General features: G+C 54.0%; 19 protein-coding genes and 1 tRNA gene. 9 read left to right on the top strand and 11 right to left on the bottom strand.

The features are described 5' to 3' along the window. Positions 1-3 precede the first annotated feature (3 nt). From ROA7450_RS19555 to ROA7450_RS19540, 4 genes are all read right to left on the bottom strand, one after another. Positions 4-2511 (bottom strand): GcvT family protein, encoded by a 2508-nt coding sequence (locus ROA7450_RS19555; protein ID WP_085807648.1) that lies wholly within the window; start codon positions 2509-2511, stop codon positions 4-6. A gap of 143 nt (positions 2512-2654) precedes the next feature. Further along, positions 2655-4259, bottom strand: a complete 1605-nt coding sequence (locus tag ROA7450_RS19550) for a hypothetical protein (protein WP_143534546.1) — start codon at positions 4257-4259, stop codon at positions 2655-2657. Positions 4260-4370: 111 nt separating this feature from the next. Further along, the gene (gene ggt, locus ROA7450_RS19545) at positions 4371-6155 is read right to left on the bottom strand and encodes a gamma-glutamyltransferase (RefSeq protein ID WP_085807646.1); all 1785 of its coding nucleotides are present in this window, start codon (positions 6153-6155) and stop codon (positions 4371-4373) included. Between the two features lie 31 nt (positions 6156-6186). Continuing rightward, positions 6187-7173, bottom strand: a complete 987-nt coding sequence (locus ROA7450_RS19540; protein ID WP_085807645.1) for a 2-hydroxyacid dehydrogenase — start codon at positions 7171-7173, stop codon at positions 6187-6189. Between the two features lie 111 nt (positions 7174-7284). Between ROA7450_RS19540 and ROA7450_RS19535 the strand changes: the two genes are divergently transcribed. Together ROA7450_RS19535 and ROA7450_RS19530 are read left to right on the top strand one after the other, a co-directional pair. Then, the gene (locus ROA7450_RS19535) at positions 7285-7791 is read left to right on the top strand and encodes an SH3 domain-containing protein (RefSeq protein WP_370738222.1); all 507 of its coding nucleotides are present in this window, start codon (positions 7285-7287) and stop codon (positions 7789-7791) included. Between the two features lie 100 nt (positions 7792-7891). Next, positions 7892-7967, top strand: a tRNA-Gln gene (locus tag ROA7450_RS19530). Positions 7968-8188: 221 nt separating this feature from the next. Here the strand turns inward: ROA7450_RS19530 and ROA7450_RS19525 are convergent. After that, positions 8189-10033, bottom strand: coding sequence for a TniQ family protein (locus ROA7450_RS19525; RefSeq protein ID WP_159454113.1), 1845 nt, complete (start codon positions 10031-10033; stop codon positions 8189-8191). Between the two features lie 650 nt (positions 10034-10683). On the opposite strand from ROA7450_RS19525, the gene ROA7450_RS19520 reads away from it, so the two are divergent. From ROA7450_RS19520 to ROA7450_RS19505, 3 genes are all read left to right on the top strand, one after another. Continuing rightward, the gene (locus tag ROA7450_RS19520; RefSeq protein ID WP_159454112.1) at positions 10684-11928 is read left to right on the top strand and encodes an AAA family ATPase; all 1245 of its coding nucleotides are present in this window, start codon (positions 10684-10686) and stop codon (positions 11926-11928) included. Positions 11929-12431: 503 nt separating this feature from the next. After that, positions 12432-12605 carry a hypothetical protein gene (locus ROA7450_RS21460; protein ID WP_268808486.1) on the top strand — a complete coding sequence of 58 codons (174 nt, stop codon included), beginning with the start codon at positions 12432-12434 and terminating at the stop codon, positions 12603-12605. After that, the gene (locus ROA7450_RS19505) at positions 12605-12811 is read left to right on the top strand and encodes a hypothetical protein (protein ID WP_085807640.1); all 207 of its coding nucleotides are present in this window, start codon (positions 12605-12607) and stop codon (positions 12809-12811) included. The genes ROA7450_RS21460 and ROA7450_RS19505 overlap by 1 nt, the downstream gene beginning before the upstream one ends. Positions 12812-12969: 158 nt before the next feature. Here the strand turns inward: ROA7450_RS19505 and ROA7450_RS19500 are convergent, their stop codons facing one another. The 5 genes from ROA7450_RS19500 to ROA7450_RS19480 form a co-directional block, all read right to left on the bottom strand. Further along, entirely contained in the window at positions 12970-13404 is a 435-nt protein-coding gene (locus tag ROA7450_RS19500) for a hypothetical protein (protein ID WP_085807639.1), read from the bottom strand. After that, entirely contained in the window at positions 13405-13953 is a 549-nt protein-coding gene (locus tag ROA7450_RS19495) for a recombinase family protein (RefSeq protein ID WP_085807638.1), read from the bottom strand. It abuts the gene before it with no gap. A gap of 476 nt (positions 13954-14429) precedes the next feature. After that, positions 14430-15536 (bottom strand): alcohol dehydrogenase family protein, encoded by a 1107-nt coding sequence (locus ROA7450_RS19490; RefSeq protein WP_085807637.1) that lies wholly within the window; start codon positions 15534-15536, stop codon positions 14430-14432. Beyond that, entirely contained in the window at positions 15533-17929 is a 2397-nt protein-coding gene (locus ROA7450_RS19485) for a GcvT family protein (protein WP_085807636.1), read from the bottom strand. Before ROA7450_RS19485 ends, ROA7450_RS19490 begins: the two co-directional genes overlap by 4 nt. 6 nt (positions 17930-17935) lie before the next feature. Next, positions 17936-18559: a cupin domain-containing protein gene (locus ROA7450_RS19480; protein WP_085807635.1), complete on the bottom strand. Its 624-nt coding sequence runs from the start codon at positions 18557-18559 to the stop codon at positions 17936-17938. Positions 18560-18627: 68 nt separating this feature from the next. Here ROA7450_RS19480 and ROA7450_RS19475 point away from each other — a divergent pair, with 68 nt between their 5' ends. From ROA7450_RS19475 to ROA7450_RS19465, 3 genes are read left to right on the top strand one after another with little or no spacing between them, the layout of a single operon-like run. Beyond that, positions 18628-19458 carry an aspartate racemase/maleate isomerase family protein gene (locus ROA7450_RS19475; RefSeq protein ID WP_085807634.1) on the top strand — a complete coding sequence of 277 codons (831 nt, stop codon included), beginning with the start codon at positions 18628-18630 and terminating at the stop codon, positions 19456-19458. After that, positions 19455-20237, top strand: coding sequence for a sulfotransferase-like domain-containing protein (locus ROA7450_RS19470; RefSeq protein ID WP_085807633.1), 783 nt, complete (start codon positions 19455-19457; stop codon positions 20235-20237). The genes ROA7450_RS19475 and ROA7450_RS19470 overlap by 4 nt, the downstream gene beginning before the upstream one ends. Next, positions 20234-21400: an aromatic ring-hydroxylating oxygenase subunit alpha gene (locus tag ROA7450_RS19465; protein WP_085807632.1), complete on the top strand. Its 1167-nt coding sequence runs from the start codon at positions 20234-20236 to the stop codon at positions 21398-21400. Before ROA7450_RS19470 ends, ROA7450_RS19465 begins: the two co-directional genes overlap by 4 nt. 206 nt (positions 21401-21606) lie before the next feature. Here ROA7450_RS19465 and ROA7450_RS19460 read toward each other — a convergent pair whose 3' ends face one another. Continuing rightward, positions 21607-22371, bottom strand: a complete 765-nt coding sequence (locus tag ROA7450_RS19460; protein WP_234999609.1) for a DUF6998 domain-containing protein — start codon at positions 22369-22371, stop codon at positions 21607-21609. A 272-nt stretch (positions 22372-22643) separates the two neighbouring features. Between ROA7450_RS19460 and ROA7450_RS19455 the strand changes: the two genes are divergently transcribed. Beyond that, positions 22644-22934, top strand: a complete 291-nt coding sequence (locus tag ROA7450_RS19455) for a hypothetical protein (RefSeq protein WP_234999608.1) — start codon at positions 22644-22646, stop codon at positions 22932-22934. The last annotated feature ends 253 nt before the right edge of the window (positions 22935-23187 follow it).

The following is a 23187-nucleotide window of genomic DNA, read 5'->3' as shown; positions in this document are numbered from 1 at the left end:
CGCTTAACCGTCGACGCGGATCACGGCGTTTTTCGGGTCATACGGACTGTCGCAGGTGACAACTGCATCCCACAACTTATCCTGAATCTTGACCTGCAATTTGGTGCCTTCAACCGCCTGCTCGGGCTTGACGTAACCCATGCCAATGGATTTCTCGAAGGCGACCGAATAGCCACCCGACGTCAGACGACCAACACGCTCACCTTCAGGCGTGTAAAGAACTTCGCGGCCCCATGGGTCGGCATCGGCAGGGCCGTCGATCAGCAGGGTACAGCATTTCACGCGCACACCAGTTTCGACCATTTTGCCTTTACCGTTGAAGTCTTTTTCCAGATCGACAAAGCGCGGCAGATCGGCCTCGAGCGGGTTCGCGTCGCGACCCAGTTCGTTGCCAAAGGCGCGATAGGATTTCTCCTGACGCAGCCAGTTTTGCGCGCGGGCGCCAACCAGCTTCATGCCGTGCTTTTCGCCAGCTTTTTCCAACAGGTCAAAGAGGTAGTTCTGCATTTCCATCGGGTGATGCAGTTCCCAACCCAACTCACCGGTGTAGGCCACGCGGATCGCATTAACCGGGCACATGCCCAGTTCGATCTGTTTGGCAGACAGCCATGGGAAACGCTTGTTCGACAGCGCAGTTTCCTTGTCTGCGTCGACGATGATCTCTTTTAGTACATCACGCGATTTTGGACCAGCGATGGCGAAGACACCCCATTGCGTGGTGACGTCCTGAATTTCGATGTAACCGAACTCATCCATCTTGTCCTCGGCTGCCTTGCGCAGGAAGTCGGCGTCGTACTCTGTCCAGGCACCAGCAGAAACAAGGTAGTAGTTGTTCTCGCCATTACGCACGATGGTGTATTCGGTGCGGGTGGTGCCGTGTGATGTCAGCGCATAGGTCAGGTTGATCCGTCCGACCTTTGGCAGCTTGTTGCAGGTGAACCAATCGAGGAACGCGGTTGCGCCCGGTCCTTTGACAACGTGCTTGGTAAACGCAGTCGCGTCGATCAGACCGACGCCTTCACGGATTGCTTTTGCTTCATCCACAGCATGTTGCCACCAACCGCCACGGCGGAAGCTTCGCGCCTCATGGTCAAAGTTTTCTGCTGCATCTACCGGGCCAAAGTAGTTCGGGCGTTCCCAACCGTTGACCCAGCCAAATTGTGCGCCACGTGCCTTTTGACGATCAAATGCTGGTGCGGTCCGCAACGGGCGGGCGGCAGGGCGCTCTTCGTCAGGGTGGTGCAGAATGTAGACGTGTTCGTAGCACTCTTCGTTTTTGCGTGCCGCGAATTCAGTAGTCATCCAGTTGCTGCTGTAGCGCTTGGGATCCAGCGACGCCATGTCGATCTCGGCTTCGCCGTCGACCATCATCTGCGCCAAGTAGTAGCCGGTGCCGCCCGCTGCGGTGATACCGAAGGAGAACCCTTCAGCCAGCCACATGTTACGGAGACCGGGAGCCGGACCAACCAATGGGTTGCCGTCTGGGGTGTAGCAGATCGGGCCGTTGAAATCGTCTTTCAGGCCAGATTCGGCGCAGGATGGAACGCGTTCCGCCATCGCCATGTACTGATCAGCGATCCGGTCCAGATCCAGTGGGAACAGGTCCGCACGGAAGCTGTCAGGTACGCCGTGTTCAAAACGTGCTGGCGCGCCGTGCTCATAAATACCCAAGATCCAGCCGCCACGCTCTTCGCGGGCGTAAGATTCATTGTCGGCATCACGCACAACAGGGTGCTCTGGGTTGCCGGCTTCGCGCCATTTGACCAGCTCAGGGTCTTTGTCCATGACGATGAAGGTGTGCTCAACCGGGATGGCTGGCATCTTGATGCCCAGCATTTTTGCAGTGCGCTGCGCGTGGTTACCTGATGCGGTGACAACGTGTTCGGCAGTGATGACGACCTTCTCGTCGCTCTCAACCAGGTTACCGCCCTTTTCCACCATCTTGGTGCAGGTGACTTCCCAATGCGTGCCGGTCCAGTGGAAGGCATCGGCTTGCAGTTTACGAACGATCTCAACACCACGCTGACGGGCACCTTTGGCCATCGCCTGTGTCACGTCGGCAGGGTTAATATAACCATCTTCGGTGTGGTAGATCGCACCCTTCAGGTCCGATGTTTCGATCAGCGGCCAGCGTTCCTTGATCTGATCCGGTGACAGCCACTCGTAAGCAACATCACAGGTTTCCGCAGTTGATGCATAGAGCATGTATTCATCCATGCGCTCCTGCGTCTGCGCCATGCGCAGGTTGCCCACAACGGCGAAGCCTGCATTCAGACCGGTTTCTTCTTCCAGCTGCTTGTAGAAATCGACCGAATACTTGTGAATGTGCGTTGTCGCATAGGACATGTTGAACAGCGGCAGCAGGCCAGCGGCGTGCCATGTGCTGCCCGAGGTCAGCTCATCGCGTTCAATCAGCATCACATCATCCCAACCGGCTTTGGCCAGATGGTAAGCAATCGACGTGCCAACGGCACCGCCGCCAACAACAAGGGCTTTGACTTGGGTTTTCATTTACTGCGACTCCTGTGGGCAGAATCCAATTGATGAGGTTTTATCAGCAATAGAATTTTACGCACAGCCCAGCCGACCCAAGATCGCGCAAAACCGACGTTTGCAGCAGATAGTCCTACAAAACCGTCACCAAACTTTGGTGGTTAGTTTTTGCAGAACTTCCCAGCTGATCCATTCAGACAGGAGGAGCCACCTGACATTTGGATGCGTTTGGGTTTTTCGCTCACAGATTTGCTGGCCGCAGCTGTTTGATTAGTTTCGGCTGAATCATCTCCGGCAAAGGCAGAAGACACAGCACCCCAGAGTTTACCGAGACCGCCGGAACTGCCACTTTCAGATGTATCCACATTCCGCGCTTCGCGAACCGCCTTTGCATTTTCAAGACAGGCAACTCTTGAGTCGCTAAGGTTGACAACACAATCCCCCGGGGGCAAGCCGCGACGATATTCCATCACACGCGCGGCAGTCTGATCACCTGCATCTTCATAAAATTTGGCAATGTCTTCGTTGTCTTTTGCGTAAGCAATTTCCGCCTGAGTAAAGCCACTTGTTTCGATATTGCCATAATCAATTTGTGAGTTCTCTGACGCATTTTCTTGATATAAGCCCAATTCTTTGGCCAATTCCGGTGACATTTGAGGAGCCTCCGGTTCATCGGCGTCGCTGACACTCGTTTCATCCAGGGTCTGAGCCACCGCATGATGAATCATCGCTTCGATTTCATCACTGGCTTCTTGTGGTGATCGCCCCTCCATCAGGGCGTACAATCCTTTGCGATAGCCAAAGTTGATTAGGGTTTTCATGCTGACCTTTTGGCCTCCGGTCAGGTCTATGGCACCATCCATGCCAGTGTAACCTTGCAAGTAGGTGTTTACGATCAACGCCCCACCATCAATGTTCGCCATTCGATACTGAGCTTCTTGCGCCTTTAGGTTTAAGAATTCACCGCGCAGGCTGGCCATACTTTCAGCCAATTCTGTTTCAGAAGTTCCTTCTGGCAGCGTCACATCATTGCCCACTGTTTTTACCGGATAGCCCAACATGGAATTAAGGCCATCATAGTCAATCGCTTCTAGAATTTCGCGTGTCGTTATGCGTGACGCGTTGGCGTGAACGCGCAGCTCAACTTCTTGACCAAAACCAATGATCCCCTCTAAGACTCGGTAATGGTGTTCACGCTCGCCTTCCCAGTTAACCTGTTCAGTAAATCCAACCCCGCCAACAACAGCGTATCCCACGAGTGAATTCCCTGCCGACATACCATTTATAGTATCGGCAATCAGTCCGGTCAGACTATTGCCGTTTGACTCTTGTCGAGTTCGAACCTCGATATAAACAGCTTCATTGCCACGCTTATACACCCAACTACGATTATCCAGATCTTTAATCCGATCTGCTTCCTTGCGAGCCTCCATCTTGGCAAACATGGAACCACTCGCCTTATCGCTTTTGCTTTGGTCCTTGCGAGGCAGGACAGCACTATTGTCTCCTTCAGACAAAGCGCTGCGTGTCCATCCCTCGGGCGCTTCCGGCAGAAATGGGCGACCACCAGCAAGCCAGCGCGCTTTTCGTTCTTCTTGCTCAGCTTTCAGGCGTTTTTCTTCCTGCGCACCGTTAAAACGTTGCTGATAGGTTGCGATATACGCGCCCGGTGACAATTCACCAAGAGCTAGTCCCGCTGTTTGAGACTGTTGATGGTAATCAACACCAGCAACTACAATTCCCGCGACAACCGCAAATCCAAGCACATGTGTGACCGACATTTCCGACCAAATCCTTGCTAAAAATCTACGACAAAGGTGCTTCGCAATTCCGGCAAAATTAGGATTTGGACCCGGCGATTATCAGGCAAAAGTAGTTTAGTTCCCCAGCGCAATACCTTCGCGACGTGGATCGGCGCCACCTAACAAAGTTTCATTTATTGAGATCGCATGGACACCCGAAGTCATGTCCTTGTTTTCGGTCGCAAAGCCCATAGCCTGCAGGTCTTGCGCTAATTCCTCTGCAGCTGTGCCTGCCTCAAGATCATAAACCCCAAAACGGTTGATCATATTGGGAAAACTGGCCGCTTCTTGCACATCCATTCCCCAATCCAGATGGGCAATGATTGCCTTAGTGACATAGCTGATGATCCGGCTCCCACCTGGGCTGCCAACAACAAGAACTGGTTTGCCATCCTTGAGCACAATTGTGGGTGCCATAGAAGAGCGCGGACGCTTGCCCGGGGCAATAGCGTTGGCGATGGGGCGTCCTTCATCGTGGGTCAGAAATGAGAAATCGGTCAATTCATTGTTCAGCAAAAAGCCCCGCACCATCAGGCGGGACCCAAAGGCATTTTCGATAGTCGTGGTCATCGACAGGGCATTGCCATACTGATCGACGATGGAAATATGCGAGGTCGAAGGCAGTTCGATAGAGATATCATCTGCCCAATTCAGAGCATGATCAAACTCCGGTGCACCGGGCAAAGCTTGCTCTAAAGTGGTATCTCGTTTTAGCAGCTCTGCGCGTTCAGCAAGATAAGCCGGATCAAGCAGACCTTTCGTGGGCACGGGCACAAAATCGCTATCGGCCATGTAGCGGCCGCGATCGGCGAACCCCAAGCGTGTTGCATCACCGATCAAGCGCCAGCTTTGTGGGTCATCGGGGCCAAGGGCGGCAAGGTCGAAGTTTTCAAGAACGCCCAGAATCTGCCCAACGGTCAGCGCGCCAGAGGACGGCGGCCCCATGCCGCAAATCTGGTAACCGCGATAATCGCTGCACACCGGCGCGCGTTCTTTAACCTGATAAATCGCCAGATCCAGCGTGCTCAACACGCCCGGATTGCCGGGGGCTGTCAGGACGGTTTCGACAATATCCTCTGCAATCTCGCCGGTATAAAAAGCCCCCGCCCCGTGCCCGGCAATTTCCTTGAGCGTTTCAGCATATTCCGGATTCGTCAGGATATGGCCGACCTGCGGCACAACCCCATCGGGCACGAAATAGTCACGGGTGGTTTGAAAGCGCGACAGGCGATCCGCATCCCCTTCAATCAGCTTGGCGAGACGGGGGCCGACTGCAAAACCGTTCTCCGCTAGCGCGATTCCATTGACAAACAGCGTCGGCCACTCTGCCGTGCCCCATTTTTGATGCGCCGTTTCAAGCAAAGCCACCGTTCCGGGCGTGCCAACCGAGCGCCCACCCACAACCGCGTCATAGAATGCAAGCGGTTCGCCCGCTTCATCCTGAAACAGGGTCGGAGTTGCTGCCAAGGGCGCGGTTTCACGGCCGTCCAAGGTGGTCAGTTCACCAGATTCGCCATCATACCAAACCAGAAACGCCCCACCGCCGAGGCCCGAGCTTTGCGGCTCGACCAGGCCCAGAACCACCTGAACCGCAACCATGGCATCGGCAGCGGTCCCGCCACTGCGCAGGATCTCGGCCCCAGCCTCAACGGCCAAGGGGTGCGCGGCGGAGATCATCCAGCCTTGCGCTTCGATCGGCACACCGGCCAGCTTCGCCACCTCGGCAGCTTGCGATTCTGGCGTGGTTGCCACCTGCCCCGCACCTGCAAGTTCCGGCTCGAACTGGTCTGCGGTTTGCTCGGCTGTGGCAAAGGTTGGAAGCAAGAATGAGGTCAAAAGGAGTTTTGCGAATTGTCTCATGGTACGGCAGCTACCTTTGGTTTTCGGCGTCTTAAGGCAGGTCTGGAATCACCTGATCCGGGGGGCGGTGGCCGTCATCAAAGGTCTTAATGTTAACCAGTACCTTTTCGCCCATCTCGACCCGACCCTCAAAAGTGGCCGACCCCATATGCGGCAGCAGCACAACATTCTGCAACTCGCGCAGGCGCGGGTTGAGCGCATCCCCGTGTTCATAAACATCCAGCCCGGCCCCCGCGATCTCGCCCGAACGCAAAGCGCGGGTCAGCGCATGTTCATCGATGACTTCGCCGCGCGAGGTATTTACAATCACCGCGTCCGGATTCATCAGCTTCAAACGACGTTCGTTGATCAAATGGAAGGTCGATGGTGTATGCGGGCAATTGACGCTGATGATATCCATGCGTGACACCATCTGATCCAGTGATTCCCAATAGGTCGCCCCAAGTTCGTCTTCGATCTCGCTGCGCAATCGATTGCGGTTGTGGTAGTTGATCTCAAGCCCAAAGGCAGCTGCGCGGCGCGCAACGGCCTGCCCGATTCGACCCATGCCCAATATGCCAAGACGGCGACCTGACACCCGCCCGCCCAGCAAAGCGGTAGGCGCCCAGCCGTCCCAATTGCCTGTCCGCATCACGGCCAGTCCCTCGGGAATGCGGCGGGCAACACTGAGAATCAGCGCCATCGTCATATCGGCCGTGTCGTCAGCTGAGACGCCCGGTGTATTGCTGACCATGATGCCGTGTTGACGCGCGGCCTTCACATCGATGTGATCGATGCCTGCGCCATAATTGGCAATCAGCTTCAGCCGGTCCCCGGCCTGTGCAATTAGGGCCGCATCGATCTGATCGCTTAAAGTCGGCACCAGAACATCCGCCGTTTTTATCGCCTGAACCACCTCAGCCCGGGTCATCGGTTTATTATCTTCGCGCAGGGTCACATCAAATAGCTCTGCCATCCGCGCTTCGGTCGCTTCTGGCAAGCGTCGCGTTACGACAACACTCAGACGGCCAACTGTCATCAAACCCCCCTCGGTTCTTTCAAATTGCAGGCGTTGATGGCAGAGTGGCGCAGGAATGAGCGGGGCACAAGAACCCCAACAAAATTAACCTGCGGTAATTTGAGGCGCACTGTGAAAAGCACCGTGAAAACAGGCTGTGGAATTGTTGTTGCGATTGCATTGTTTTTCAGCACATGGGCCGCTGCGCAAGAGCGCGGGCCGGTGACCAATCTGCCATTGCCGCGATTCGTTTCGATGAAAGCCACCGAGGCCAATATCCGTCGCGGCCCCAGCCTGACCCACAAGATCGATTGGGTGTACAAGCAAAAAGACATCCCGCTGCAGATCATCGCCGAACACGGCCACTGGCGACAGGTGCGCGACCGTGATGGTGCTGGCGGCTGGATTCACTATTCACTGCTGTCAGGCGCCCGCACGGTTCTGGTCGAACGTGACATGCTGGCCCTTCGCAAAACGCCCACACCTGATGGTGTTCCACAGGCTCATCTTGAGCTTGGCGTAGTGGCTCGCATTGAGAAATGCGAGTTGGGATGGTGTCGCCTATCCGCGGGCGGGTACAAGGGCTGGGCTGAGAAGGTTTTTGTCTGGGGTGTAGGCACGAACGAAATCCTTGAGTGACATTTCAAACACGCACGAATGCCGCGCAAAACATGGTTCAAAATTTTTGCAAAACAGCCCTTGCACAGCCGAGAAGTCCAGAGTAACTAGCGCGACACGTTGGGAAGTAGCTCAATTGGTAGAGCACCAGTTTTTGGTACTGTAGGTTGCAGGTTCGAGTCCTGCCTTCCCAGCCAAACACTCCCCTTGTGCCAATGAAGCATAAGTGTGCAAATTCGGTCCATTTCGTGCATATCGCTGTCAAGAAGTTTATTTTTGTAAAATATAGCTGGCAAAATGGAGATTTGGTGCATTTTCGCACATACAATCGAGCAGTTATCACGAAGCCTCATTTTTGATGTTCACTACTGTTGAAACTTCCGTAGGCCATAGTGTCGGCCAGAAGGCTGATTGAATGCTATCCTAGGACCGGTTCGACATCTTCACGGAGATAGAGCGGGCCATAGTCCTCTCCATTTGGAGAAAATCGTTGTACTTTCGCTTCCTCCAATTTCAAAAGTAACGCTTTTTTACTTCGCTCAAATTCTTCTTTCATTGTCTTTGTGGTCAAAAACCGTTTGTGAAATACTTCGATGTCTCTGACAGACGCATAGATCCATTCGCCACCATATTTGGGATGAGGCATTGATGTCGCCGGCGTGTGACCCGCAGCCGCAAGCTTTTCGAACCATCCTTGCGTGCGTATGCCAACTCGTCGACCAAAGGCGGCGGCTGTAATAACCGGGCCACCTACTGCCACTAGGTTTTGAGACTTCACCTGATCAATTTCTTCTTTCAGCACACAAAACGCTGCATACCCTTCAAGGTTGGTGCGCCGGCCCAATTTCAGTTTACCTGCACGCACCTCGGTAATTATTTCTCCGACACCTAAATCAGATCGTTTCTTGGCAGCCTGCATACCTTCCCAGCACTTATCAGATGGCTCAATTGGAATGGCGAGTGCTCGAAGTTCGGCAACCAAAGCAATACCATCCGACGCCCGCCATGGCGACTTGATCTTGGGAGTATTGATCCTGGGCACCAATACACCATCTTGCGCCAATGAAGCCAGCTGTCCCTTCGTTGCCCCCATCGCTCTCTGCATACCAATAGGTCCAACCAACGTCGGAATTTCCGCGAGCAGGTCAGCATAAACCAATGCATCGAAAGTTTTTCGAGCTGTCGGTCTGTCATCGTCAGCATCTATCGCGCCAGCATGAACTAGAAACTGTTCAAGCAACACCTCCCCTATACCTGTTTCTTGTGAGGCAGTAAGGATCGAGTGCAGTTGCCTTTCTGTTTGGATTGCCCCGAGAACAGTTTCGCCAGCTGCGACCGGCCAGACCTCCACGATGCAATCCCGCAAAATTTTCCGAAACGGGGCAAATTCAGACTTATCGAGATATGCACTATTTAGATCTATGTACAATCTACCAAAAGCTTTTTGCGGCCTGGCGTTGGCCCCATCTGCTAGGGTAGCCAACTCGTTCAACGCAGCCCGAATCTTTGCCTCCCCTTGGCACGCCACTCGAAAGCCCAAAGTTCGGGCAAGCCGAAGTTGAGCACCTCGATCCAAGTCAGACGCGTTTTCCAAGCGCAGAAGTTCTTTGCCCAGAAGCTCACAGAATGTTGTGGCGGCATATAGAGTATGATTGGCAAGCCATGTATCGTCCGCTCCTGTTTGCAGGCGCGTGTCGAGCCATAAGTCATATGGTGAAAGGTTAACTCGCGGCTGTTCTAACCTCCCCTCCTGAAGGTCTCGCAAAATGTCGGCAAAGCGGGAAGACAGATCATATCTTCTGGCCAAAGACTGCTGCTCCCAAAGCGGTACGATAGGATGGCAATGTTTGACGCAGAGATTGACTGCTCGTAGTTGCCAGTCCCCACGCATCATCATTTGGGTAAGCGGCTCCGCGCGATCAAGTTCAATATCTTCCTGCAAACAAACAGGACACCCTCGAATGATGGGATTCCTGAGCGCACGAGAAACGAACTCTTCACCACGAAAGGTCATCCGAACATCACCAGCGCTTTGTCCAGTCCAGCTCATAAGTTCCTCGAGCTGCACGTCGGTCAGCCCCCCACACAGCGACAGGTTGCTTAAAGCAACCTCTTCGAATTCGACAAATCTCTTGAGAGAAAACCCCATGTCCAAAGCGAAATTGGTGGCACTTACGCCATTCATTGCTGCTATCCGAGACAGAAAGGATGGTAACGTTTCTCTGTGCTTCGGTACAGGGCGGAGTGGGAGTGGCTTTTGCACGGCGGGAGAAGATACTCTGAAAATATGCTGAAATCGTTATGACTGAAGTCAGCGCTACAGTCTATCAAAAGGAAATCCGCCGCTTTATCGGATTAGCATCTGGCAAATCTCAGTTAAACTAGCTCAACGCGCAGAACATTCAGACCTATACCGTTAAGCCAATCACAACGTGCGAGCGGCCTTTGAGATTTTTCGTAAGTCATCTTTTGTCTGATACTCGTCGAGGCCAATTTCATGGGGTCGAGCTTCCCCAACTATTGAAGCGCTCGGCTTCCCAAAACCCACTCAGATCTAAACACTTGACGGATTACTGATTTCGGTCGTTCAATGTCACTATGGATTCGAGAAAGCTCATATCGCCCATAGGTAATACTATTACCCGCTGACCTTTCGTAAGTTCGCTGGCTCAACTAACTCAAGACTAGCGACGGCTTTCTGACATTCTCAAAATAAAGCAAATAGTTCCATGCCCCTCCTGCCCTCCCGTTTCTGCCAACGAATATCGGTGACCAACCGATAACCCCGGATCACGGGAGGCAGCATGGGTATGCGGGCGGGACTTATAACCCTGTAGCTCCAGATTAGAGTGCACGAGTCGGTTCAAGTCCGACGCCTCCTACCATTCCCGAATGACATCGTATGAGGCGCACATGGAAAAAGGACTTAAAACCGAACTCAAGAAACTCGAAGCTTTTGGCGCTGTGGAGTTCGCCGTGCTGAAGGATCTCTTTCAAGGCTGGGACCACGTGGATTTCCTGCTTGTCGAGGCCGCCATTCAAGCCGCCAGCACCCGCCAACAACTGAGAGAGAGGCTGGATCACGCGCAATGGCAAGAAGATGAGCAATGGGCCATGGCCTGGGAGGTCCATTTTGGCGTGGCATGGAAGTCGGCCGGCTACGCCAATGTAAGGGAAACAGTGGCCCTGTTGAGAAGACTGCAACGCATCACCAATGAATCAGAGTTTCGCACACTTGCCGAAGCGCTGAGGGTGCAAATGCCCTCAGATCAGGAAACGCCCGGGAGGCGATATATTACGGGTGCCCAAAACCAATATGAACTTCCCCGGTCTGTTCGAAATGGTTTGGACAATTATGAAAGGCTCTTTGAAATTCGCAATGTCGCTCGTTTTGACCAAGAGGCACTCTCGAGTGCGTCCGCTATCAAAGAGCGTTTTCCGAATGCGGGCAACGTGGTTGACGGCCTTCTGGGGGAAATGCGGCGGGGGTTCTCCCTGGCTGATGACACCATTCGCATTCGTCCGACCATCATTCTGGGCACCCCAGGTGTCGGAAAAACCACAATGGTCCGGGCCATGCTGGAGGGTCTCGGTGTCGTGCCGGAAATTGTCTCTGTTGCAGGCCACAACGATTCTCAGATCTTCGGCGTCTCTGCCGGTTGGAGCAGTGACATGCCCAGCGTCATGACCACAGCTATTCTAAAGCAGGGCGTCCTGAACCCTGTTTTGGTTGTTGATGAGATCGACAAGGTGCGCCCCTCACACAACGGGGACATCTACGCAGAGCTACTGCTTCTCACTGAGCCAACGGATGCCAAAACCTACCGCGATAAGTTTCTATCAACGACCACCGACTGCTCCGCCATCAGCTGGGTGTTCACGGCCAATTCCCTTGAGCGCATCCCGGAGGCACTGAGAAGTCGATGTGTCATCTACAAGATGGATGCGCCAAACCAAAGCCAGCTCCCCGCGATCTTGCGTTCAATGCATGCAGCCTATGCCGTTGAACGAGGTGTCGACCCAAGGATGATCCCTCTGACATTGGAAGACCGTGAGGTGGTGATCGATGATTTCACCCAGCACACCAGCCTGCGCCGCTCCAAAGAGCTTATTCGAATTCTGGTCGACTTCCGTCAGGGGGAATTGGGAAGAGCGTAAATGATGCTTTGCTAGCTATTTAAGTATAACACTAATCCTGAACTAGCTTTTGCTCGTCCAAAAGCAGCAGTTCCAACTCGAAGTTGTGGAGTAATTTTTGGCACTATCCGCGCTGCTCAGCGCTATGTTTTCTGTCGAATCTTGTCCTGAATACATTCGCGCTCTTGATGACTTCCTCCGATGACAGATATTACGATCACTCCACCATAACGACATCGAACTTCCGGAGCACGAGCCTCAGAAGCCCATTAAAATCGCATTGGAATGCTTCCACAATAAATCTATCGATAGCTGCCTTTGATACGCCAGCTTCCCGTGCCGAATTGGTGCAGCGAGCGATTATGTCTCGACCATCTCTGGCACAGTCTGACAAATCAACTGTGGCCAGTTTAGTATGGTTCAAGGCCTGAAGGTTGCAATGGTTTTTATAGTTAAGCATGTTTTGCCCTTAATTTTTTTAATAAAAACGGGTTTACCAAGCCAAAGTTTAATCAGTATAAAAATTGGACACTGTTCTCACCGCATTTATTCAATTTAGTCACTTTGCCTATCTACGTGAATTTGCGGCGATGATAGCACCCAACATCAACAGCTACTCGCGTCTTACACCAGGGTATTGGGCACCAACCGCGGCGACCTGGCGGGTGGATAGCCAACATTCAGTTCAATCAAGGTAATGACTGCTGCCAGCCCAAACACGACATTGGTTCAAGATGCAGCATCGGCTCTGCTGCGAGTGCAAAGCATTTTGGCTATTTCCCCGAAAGCAGACGTCCAGCAGGTTGCGACGACCCCGGCTGATGCTGCGCTCTACGCCAGCGGCAGCTCTGCGCAGAAAGTGAGCTTTGCAAAGTTCCGCCGCCATCCCGACAACTTGGCATGAATACGCTGCACCGCGACGAGAAAACCGGCCATTGGTGAACCGTGCAGCATTTTTTTGTGCCAGAGGTCGGCTGTGCGGGACGAAGCGCCATTTCGCTGCGGCTGCACCAATGGCAGCTTTGGCGCACCGTAGGCCGGTAAGGTTCATTATGTTAAGATTTAATCTAGATCACAGAACGGCTTTCCTACGAGGTATTCGTCGACAACCTGCTGCATTCGTTCCATTGCCGTTGCCCGACCAAAGCCCTCCGGCTCTGTTGCGACTTCGCAGTAAGCGTACATGACGACTGATCCCGGTGTTTCGCTTTGGTCAACGAAGGCTTTCGCTGTAACGCCAAATGTCTCTGCGAAACCAACTTCCAAATTATTCCTTAGACCATCAGCCTCCAGTCCCGAATCTGAACCAAGTCGAACCGCAATCGCGATACCGTCGTTCTCCCTCGCCCATCTGGATGCTCTCACCCACTCAGGTGGATTACTCACCGATTCAGGTGCATCGTCCTGAGCATCAGCAGGGCGCGAAACCGCCACCAAAGCGACCAGTAGCGCGGCTACAAAACTTGCCACACGCACCCATTGTCCGCAAACTGACATCTAGTCCTTCATCCTCGAAATTGTTGTGTGAGCCACACCCAAATCCTTCGCAATCGAACGACAGCTTTCACCGTCTGCAAGACGCTTCAACGCTAGCTCTCGTTGGTGTTCTGTAAGTTTCGGCTTCGGGCCGAATCTTACGCCTCTGGCCTTTGCAGCTTCTCTTCCCTCGTTGGCACGGCGCACGATCCTTTCACGTTCATCTTGAGCCATACTAGACAGCAACGCGAGTAACCCTTGTCCGATGGGGGTGGTTAGGTCGAGCCACGGCTTGTCCAATACCCTGATTGCCGCGCCTCGGTCTGCTAAACGGGTCATGATTTTTATCCCGTCCGCCATCGATCGGGTCGCACGATCCCACTCCGCGATCACCAGAACATCATCGGTACCGAGCGCATCAATTGCTTTCTCGAGCTGCGGACGGCCTTTTACAGTCTTGGCAGTAGCTTTCTCCCGGAAAATCCGATCCACACCTGCGCCGTTCAGCGCCCCGATCTGACGGTCAAGGTTCTGGGATTGGGTCGATACTCTGGCATAACCGATCAGCATAGTTTCAATCTATCAGATCGGCGTGAAACTTGCACCGGATTTGTGCACCACTTCCACAGCTTGGTTTTCTTAGCAAATGCTCTGCGGTGCATAAGTTATGATATGCACACCTTTTCCGACGTTCGTGCACCTTGCAGCATTAGTCAAAAAGGGGCTCACAGCGGACTTGCGGCGGTGCGGCACCTGAATTTTAACCTATGTGCGAGTTTCTGGGATTCTCAGGCTCCGGAAAATAGCGGCTCCCAGCCCAAAGTGACCATGGTGTAAAGACGATTGGGGTGGACGCCGCACATGCAAACTGTTTGACCTGACTTTCACTAAAGCGGACCTTCAAGCTGTCAAAATCGGATCTTTACTGCCAATGACCGATTTGAGCCCTGGCTGACCATTTTCTGCGACGCAGCCAATGTCTTCTTTTGTCAACTGGAACACGTTATGTCAGCTGAACGTAGACGCTGATTTTTGTGATTTTAATTTTATTCCATCGCTACTACAATGTTGCCAACGTGAGTTTTTGCCATGAACGCTTCTTGCGCGCGGGCCAGATCCTTGAGTGGAAAGGTGGCCGCCAGTAGCGGTGAAAGTTGACCTGTTTCGATTAACCGACAGGCTCGTGCAAACAGGCCCGGTGGGGTGATTGTCGCGCCTGTGAATTGCAGGTCTTTGTAGATGAGGTGTCGCAGGTCAAATTCGACCATTGGGCCGGCGATTGCACCGCTGGTAGAGTAGCGTCCACGTTGTCGTAACGCGCCATTCAGCGAGGCAAAAAGTATTCCGCCGACCACATCAAGTGCGACATCAACTGGGCCACCCGCCGCGTCACGGATGTCATTCTCAAGGGATGTGCTGTTGCGGTCAACAACGGCGGCGCAGCCCAAAGCAAATAGATTTTCGGCTTTTTCGGGTGTCGATATCGCAACAATTCGCGCCCCACGCAACAGGCAAAGCTGGATCACTGTTGTTCCAACCCCGCCGGACGCCCCAGCGATCACGACCCATTCGCCCGGTTGCGGATTTGCTCGCCAGACCAAATGCTCTGCCGTGGTCAAAACTGTGGGAAAGGTGGCGAGTTCCGCGTATGTCAGATCGGACTGGATTGGTATGGCGTTGCTAGCGCGAATGGCCACGTAATCGGCGAAGCCGCCATCACATTCCGAGCCGAAATAGCACGCATTTTCGGCCAAATGCCATTCTCCATGACCGTGCAGCCAAGGATCGACGATCACCCGTTCACCAATCCGGGTGGTGTCAATCTCCGCACCCACGGCTACAATGTGTCCAGCCACATCGGCCCCCTGAATGCGCGGAAAGGTGATTTCTGTATTGCTCCAGCTGCCTTGAGCCGCTTCTGCTTCGGCATAACCGCCCTTGCCACCTTTGTCAGTGATACCGTCCCGCACAGTTTTCGAATACCACGCGGTGCGGGTGTTGATGTCGGTGTTGTTGAGGCCGCAGGCGCCAATTTTCACCAGCACCTCATCGGGCTTGGGCTGCGGGGTGGGCCAATCCTCGCGATACACCAGCTTATCAAGACCTCCATGGCCTGTAAGCACAACAGCACGCATTGTATTGGGGATAGTCATGTTCTGAGCCTTTCATTGCCCGGATCCCATGGTGCATCAGGTAGAACGGTTGCAGTGATCTGCTTGCCAAGGATGGAAATCTGGAGCTTTGTACCTGCACTGCGCGCCTCATCGGCCAAAAACGCGATGGCGAGGGAGTGCCCGACCGAATAACCGTAGGCCGCAGAGGTCACAGAACCAACACGCGTTCCATCCTTGAACACGGCTTCCCCCATTAGGGCGTCGGTGTCTTCGCCTTCAAGAGCAAGTAGGGCAATTTTGCTGTGGGGCTCTCTGGCCAGCATCGCGTCCTTGCCGATAAAGTCTTTGTCTAGCAGCGCAAACCGCTCCTGTGCCACATCCTTGTGACTGGCATCGTTGGCCAGTTCGTGCCCACCACGATAGAATTTCTCAAGGCGGAGGCTGTCGAGCGCCTTGGTTCCGAACGGTGCGATGCCTTGGCTTTGACCCGCGTTCCACAAGATATCCCAAAGCGTGCCAAGCTGATTATTGGGGGCATGTAGTTCATAGGCCAGTTCACCGGAAAAACTGAGTCGCAAGGCCAGTATCGGAACGCCCGCGATGGTCAGGTGCCGACAAGCCATCCACCGAAGCTCATCATTTGAAACGTCATCTGTTGTGCAGGCTTCCAGCACCTTACGGGCCTGTGGTCCCGCAAGTCCGAGAATGCCAATATCATTGGTTTCATTGATCAGTGTCACATCCGCCATCGGTACGTTGCAATGCAGCGTCAACCAATCCCAGACACGGCGTTCAGACGGGGCACCGGTCACGAAATAGAAGCTGTTCGGGCCGGTGCGGGCAATCGTGGCTTCGCCCTCTATCGTGCCTTTGCGGTTCAAAAGCAGCGTCAAACAGGTGCGTCCGACCCGGGGTATCCGGTTGGCGCAAATCGCGTTCAGCCAATCCTTGGCACCCGAACCGGTGATGCGGAACTTGGCAAAGGCAGAGAGATCTGCAAGACCAACGTGCTGGCGCACCGCTTTGCATTCTGCCGCCACCTGATCAAAGGCGCTGGTGCGCCGCCAACCCAGTGGCTCGGGGGCATAAAGGCGCGGGCGTTCCCATCCGCCTGCCTCCTCAAACGTTGCCCCGAGGGTTGTGGTATGGTCATGCGCGCCAGATTTCTTGATCCCCCGGCACGTGTCGCGTTGGTGTTGCGGATAGGGCATCGCCTGACGCAGTGTGTAATCCTCGGTCGCGCGGGCTTTGGCGTAATCTTCATCAGCCCAGACACCAAACCGGCGCGGATCAAAGGCGCGGGTTGATATATCGGCAGAGCCATCAATCATCCACTGCGCCAGCGCACGGCCCGAACCGGGGCCCCAAGCGATCCCGACCGTGGCCCCGCAGGCCAGCCAGTAGTTGCGTAAGCCCGGCGCCGGGCCCAGCATCATCGCGCCATCCGGGGTATAGGTGATGCCGCCATTCACCACCCGTTTGATCCCACGGTTCATCAGCGCGGGCATGCGTTCAAAACAGTTTTCCAACCACGGCGTGATGCCGTCCCAATTGGGCTCAAACAGCTCGTTCTCACTGTCCCAAGGGCAGCCATCCAGCCAGACGGCCTGTGGGTCTTGTTTGTCGTAAAGACCAATAAGGGCTGATCCCTGTTCGCGGCGAATATAGCCGCAGAAATAGTCATCGCGTGTGACCGGGATTTCGTGGCCCATGTCTGCGAATTCGGGAACGGCATCGGTCACGACATAATGGTGTTGCATTGTGGTGATCGGGAGGTCCAGCCCGGCCAAGGCACCAACCTGACGGGCATGATATCCGCCCGCGTTGACCACATGTTCCGCGGTGATTGTGCCTTGATCGGTCACAACTTCCCATTCGCCCGATGGTAACTGCCGGGTTTCGGTCACGCGACAATTGCGGATCACTTTCGCACCCAATTGGCGTGCGCCGTTGGCCATGGCCTGACAGGTGCCAGACGGATCCACATGGCCATCATCGGGAGTGTAGATCGCCCCCAGTACGCCTGCAGCTTTGACATCATAGAGCGGGTTGAGACGCGCCACTTCTGCGGCATCGATGATATGGGCCTCTTGCCCGCGGGCCAGCACCGCGTCGCGGATGTGATTGATCCAGTCCATATGCTCTGGGCTGGTTGCGACCCGAAGAGAGCCGCAATTGTGCCAGCTCACGCCGACATCGGTCTCGGCCTCAATCTGTTTATAAAGATCGACGCCATAATCATGGATGGCGCCAAGTGCTTGTCCGCCAACCATACGGCTGACCAATCCGGCGGCATGCCATGTTGCGCCGCTGGTCAGTTCTGCTTTTTCGATTAGAACACAATCCGTCCAGCCCATGTGCGCCAGATGATATAACACACCAGCCCCCATATTGCCGCCCCCGATGACGACGACACGCGCATGGCTTTGCATAATGGGCTACCTTCTCAGATTAACCGGCGTATTGGCCCAGACGATCTGAGCCTCGCTGTCGCCGGGGTTGGAATAGCGATGAGGCAGACTGGCGGCGAAGGAAAAGCTGTCGCCGGTCTCCAGTCGGAACACCTTGTCCTCAAGGTGGAGATCAATCTGTCCCTTGAGGACAAGACCGGCTTCTTCGCCGTGGTGGGTGTAGAGTTCATCGCCCGAGTTGCCACCCGGCTGATAGGTTGAGATGCCAAGGGCAAGATGCCCATCAAGGCCAGCAGATAGCAAGTGGTCCTGAAAGCCCATGTAGTCGGTCGAACTCAGGCCCGAGTAGCTTAGTTTGCGGCGCCGATTGGCGCGCACCACAAAGGGGCGTTCATCCGCAGGGGCGGGGCCGTCCGTTTCAAAAAACCAACCCACAGGGACGCTCAATGCACCAGCGAGCTCTTGCAGTGTTGTAACCGACGGTCGCGCATGTCCGCGTTCGATCTTCGATATGAAAGACACGGATTTACCACTGGCGGATGCCAGATCCTCAAGCGTCAGCCCTTGCGCTTTGCGTAGGCCACGGAGGTCTTCTCCTAACTGGGTCAGGGCATCATTAGGAGCTGTAGATTCATTTTTCTTGACGTTCATGACAAAATGATGGCTATATTTTTCCTAAAAGGCAAGAAAGAATCTAAAATTGTTTAGGAGTTGATCTGATGAAACCTGAGCGCTGGAACGATCCGACGAAGAAAATCATTCCCCATCAGGTGGGATTCACCGCGCCGCCGCATGATTTTGATGCCGCCCCGCATGACTTTCTGAGGATTGCGCCCGAAGGAGTGGGCGCGCATGGCCGGCTGATCCATGCGGGCGAGTATGCGCATCAGTTGTCGCAACGTGTGGACAATTTTCACAAGCTTGAGGAGGTCGTGCACTGCATGTCCAATGCAGGCGCTGATGTTGTAGGGCAGGTTGGGACAAACTGGTCTCATGCCGGGGGGAAAACACCCGCCGACATCCGTGGGTTTTGTGACCGAATGGAAGACACCTATCAGGTGCCTTTGCACATGGCTGGCATGTCACTGGTCGAGGCGTTGCATAGCATTGGCGCCAAGTCCATCGCGGTGAATGGTGGCTACTTCTGGCCCGATTGGCGCGAAGGCACCACGCGGTTTCTGGCCGACGGCGGATTCGACATTCACTATTCAGGAAACTTCGTTGATCACGGGCTGATGGCGACGCAGGACGAGGTGAACGAGGCAACCTGGATCTTCCCCGGTGATTTTGCGATGCGGTCGTTCGAATATGTGGCCAAACAAGCGCCCGATGCTGATGCGTTGGTGATTATCGGCATGCCCAATTTTCGCCGGGCTGATGGCCTGCCATTGCGCCCTGTTAGCATTCTGCGCGAGATTGAAGAGGCCATAGGCAAACCGATCATCGCCTCTGATTGCGCGCTCTACTGGAATATCTTTCGCACCCTTGGCGTGGCACCCCAAGGGGATCTGCCGCATATATTGAATACCCTGCAGGGAGACAAAACATGAGCGGATATCCGATTTATTTCCTCTGGGCGACGCCGCGATCTACCTCGACCGCGTTTGAATGGATGATGCGCCAACGTGGCGATCTGGCCTGTTTCCACGAACCCTTTGGCATGGCCTGGTATCAGGGGCCTGAGGCACGTGCACCGCGACCCGCGCCGCAGGACAGGCTGCGCCCAGAGGCAACATTCGAAAAAATCTGGAATGACATACAGGAAGCGGCCGAGAAACGCCCAGTTTTTGTTAAGGACATGCCACACCACACCGATCACATGTGGGATGATGCGTTTCTGGACAGGATCACCCATAGTTTTCTGATCCGCGATCCGGCCAAGGTTTTGGCATCTCTGCATCGGTCCTATCAAAAAGCCGGGATGGATGAGGGGTTTGAGACAAATGAAATCAGTTTTGAGCCACAGCAAGCCTTGTTTGATCAGCTGTGCCAACGTGGCTGTAATACCCCGCCGGTTTTGGACAGTGATGACCTGCTGGAAGACCCTGATACCATGGTCCGAACTTACTGTGAGGCCCTTGGCATCCCTTTCATTCGCGAGGCGTTAAGTTGGGAGCCGGGCGCACGCGATGATGTGTTGTGGTATGATGGCAATGACGAGATCTGGCATGCTTCGCTGCGCGATAGTGACGGGCTGAAACCAATTCCGCGCAAACATGTGGATCCCGCTAATTTGCCGCCCAGTCTGTCCGGGCATTTTGAGAAGTTCATGGGGCATTTCGGTGTGCTTCATGCACACAGGCTGCGTCCCGAGATGGTGACCGGATGACACAAGATATTCGAAAAAAGATTGTCGATCTTATCGGTGAAGAGGGGCTGGCGCAGGCATTTGCCCCTATTGAGGAGGCCAGTGGATTGCCCAATGCAGCCTATTGGTCTGACGAATGGCTGGCGCTTGAGCAAGAGCACTGTTTTCGACGGGCTTGGGTTTTTGCCGGAGCGGAGGCGGAGTTGCCTGAGCCGGGTGATATGAAGCCGATTGAGATCGGTGGCGCACCGCTGATCATCCTGCGTGATCAGGATGGGGTGATCCGCGGTTTTCACAATGTGTGCCGCCACCGCGGGGCAAAACTGGTGACGGGACCATGCAAAAAATCAACGCTGACCTGCCCCTATCATGCCTGGAGCTATGCTTTGACGGGCAAGTTGCGATCACGCCCACATTTCAACGGGCCCAATGTAATGGACAAATTTGAGGATGGCGGCGGCGACAAACTGGATCTGGTTGAGGTCCGGGTTGAAACTTGGAACGGCTGCATTTTTTCCAATGTCTCAGGTGATGCTGAACCTCTTCTGGATTGGTTGAAGCCGATGCTCGACAGAACCGAAAACTATGATTTCTCGGCTATTCGGTGGGCAGGAAAGCTGGAATTCGAGGTTAATGCGAATTGGAAACTGGTTTATGAAAACTACATGGAAGGCTATCACGTCTTTGCCATCCACCCCAAATTACTGAAATTCGCCCCAATGAATGTGCGCTGGTCGGGAGAATGGGACCGCCACGTCTTTTATAATGATTACGTCTTTCCTGCGCTAGACGAGGGGCGTGGCGAGGGCCTGCCGCATTATCCGGGATTGCCTGAAGACGACGCCAAGCGTGGCCTCTGGTTCCTGTGTTTCCCACATTTCGCGGCAGAAGTGTTTCCCGATCAATTTTCGGTTTTGGTCAGCTATCCCGTTGCGCCCAACAAAACCCGCGAGGAACTGCATGTCTTTTTGATAGGAGATGCGGCAACGTCAAACGACTTCAAAGAGGCGCGTGAGGCGACCATGAAAATGTGGGACGATCTGAACCGCGAAGACCTAGGCGTGCTTGAGCTGTTGCAACAGGGCCGCTTATCCCCTGCCTATGATGGCGGCCGCCTCAGCCCACATTGGGAAGGCCCCACCCATGACTTTGGACGCCGTGTGGTCGAGCGTATTTTATCTTGATCGAAACTTTTCGGTAGGCAATTTTTGGCAAGTTGGGACGCCATGTGATCCACAACTAGATTTAGATAGCAGACATTTGTGAAAACTAAACGAACGGTAGTTTTGTCCGCATTGCCGACCTTCCGGGCAACAAATTACAGATTTGCCTGACAATTTTCATCAGATGACCGGTTTGAGCCCAATTTGCCCCATTCGCTTCATCAAACCTAAGACAGTGCTTTAATAATGTCCGAACCAAGAGAACGTGTGTTTTTCATGTTGCCTGCGGCGTTTGAAATTTCTACTCCGGTCGCTTTTGCAACCTCTCTGAGGATTGGCTTTGCCACTTCTTGAACGATGCCATTAGTTTCAACCAAAATTGTACCGTTCTCATACTGTACAATCCGGTGTGGCCCATAGCTTGCGCTGCCGGTTTCCTTCAGCTGTTGTATGTCTTCGATTGGTAGGCGCAGGCGCTCGGAAACGCCCTGACCAGCACCGTTTTCCGAAGTTGCACCGCTAATTGAGACGGTAAACGAACCATCACTGCTTGCACCATTCCGTCTAATGTCATCAGCTGAACAGTCCAAAATTTCTTCAATAGATACCGTATCGTCTTCTACAACAAGGCGGAGGATCATTACACGTTGCACAATGTCAAACGTACTTGCCCGAAACTTAACATGGTTTGAACTGGTAACGGTTTTGACAGAGATGTATTCGCCTTGGAGGGATACCACATCATAGCCGCGTTGGTTTGTTGCCAGTGCCATTTGGCCACGAGTTACCATCGCGGCGTAAAGCTCGCCGATCCTGCCCGTCAAATGGTTAAGTTCACCTGGCGAAACACCCCATCCGACTTCCTTTTCGAACCATTCGAGGGCTTGTCCAAGCGAGCGAATTATTTGGGTTTGGGAGAGGGTTTGAGGCATTTCAATTCCAGAGTATTCGTAGGGTCGGGCATTTACTAGGCTCTCATGTTGATAGCCCATCTGCAATGTCAGCTTCGTCCGCTGAGCCGACCTCTGGCACAAAAAAATGCTGCACGGTTCATCAATGGCCGGTTTTCTCGTCGCGGTGCAGCGTATTCATGCCAAGTTGTCGGGATGGCGGCGGAACTTTGCAAAGGTCGCTACCTGCGCAAAGCAGTCGTCGGAGCATGGCACAGCATGTCTAACGTCCGCGCCTATGGGTCCAATTAGGGTGTTCTGACAGGATGAATAAAATGCTAAACTCGTCGCAATTTGACAAAAGGAGTTTGCGCGTGCGCACTGTTATCCTCAGCCTAACCGCTCTCTCGATATCCGCCTGTACGTCCGACCAAACGGTCTCGGATACGGACCTGCCATTTTTTGGGGGCGGTTACCGCGCAGAGGGTGATCAGTGCCGCCGGATCGGTGAGAATGAGTTCACCAATCAGTTCCTCGATGACGCTGCCAACTTAGTCGGCTGCCCTGAAGACATGGAGAACCTAGGTGTTTTTGTCACCGACACTGGCGCTGACGAGGTAGGTCGCAAAGACGGGTACATATTATTCTCTGTTCCAGTGCGTTAGCACGGGTGCCGCGCTGGAAACTACACCTTCGAACCTTTAAGCCATTGAAATCTGCATATTGGAGAATTCGGCCCATAGCTGCCGTTCATCCACGGATCGCCATGCTGCGATGCGGCCCGCCGAACTCGATGGGGTGGATAGCTCCTGCTCCAACCGGCGTCGCAATGCGCCATACTGCAGTTGTTTATCACTGCTAGGAAAGGAGCTACCCAATGCAAGTTACAACAATCGGCATTGATCTGGCCAAACAGGT

The organism is Roseovarius albus (assembly GCF_900172335.1).
Lineage (GTDB): Bacteria > Pseudomonadota > Alphaproteobacteria > Rhodobacterales > Rhodobacteraceae > Roseovarius > Roseovarius albus.
Note: the sequence above shows the minus strand (reverse complement) of the source record. Positions and strands in the feature narration are given on the sequence as shown.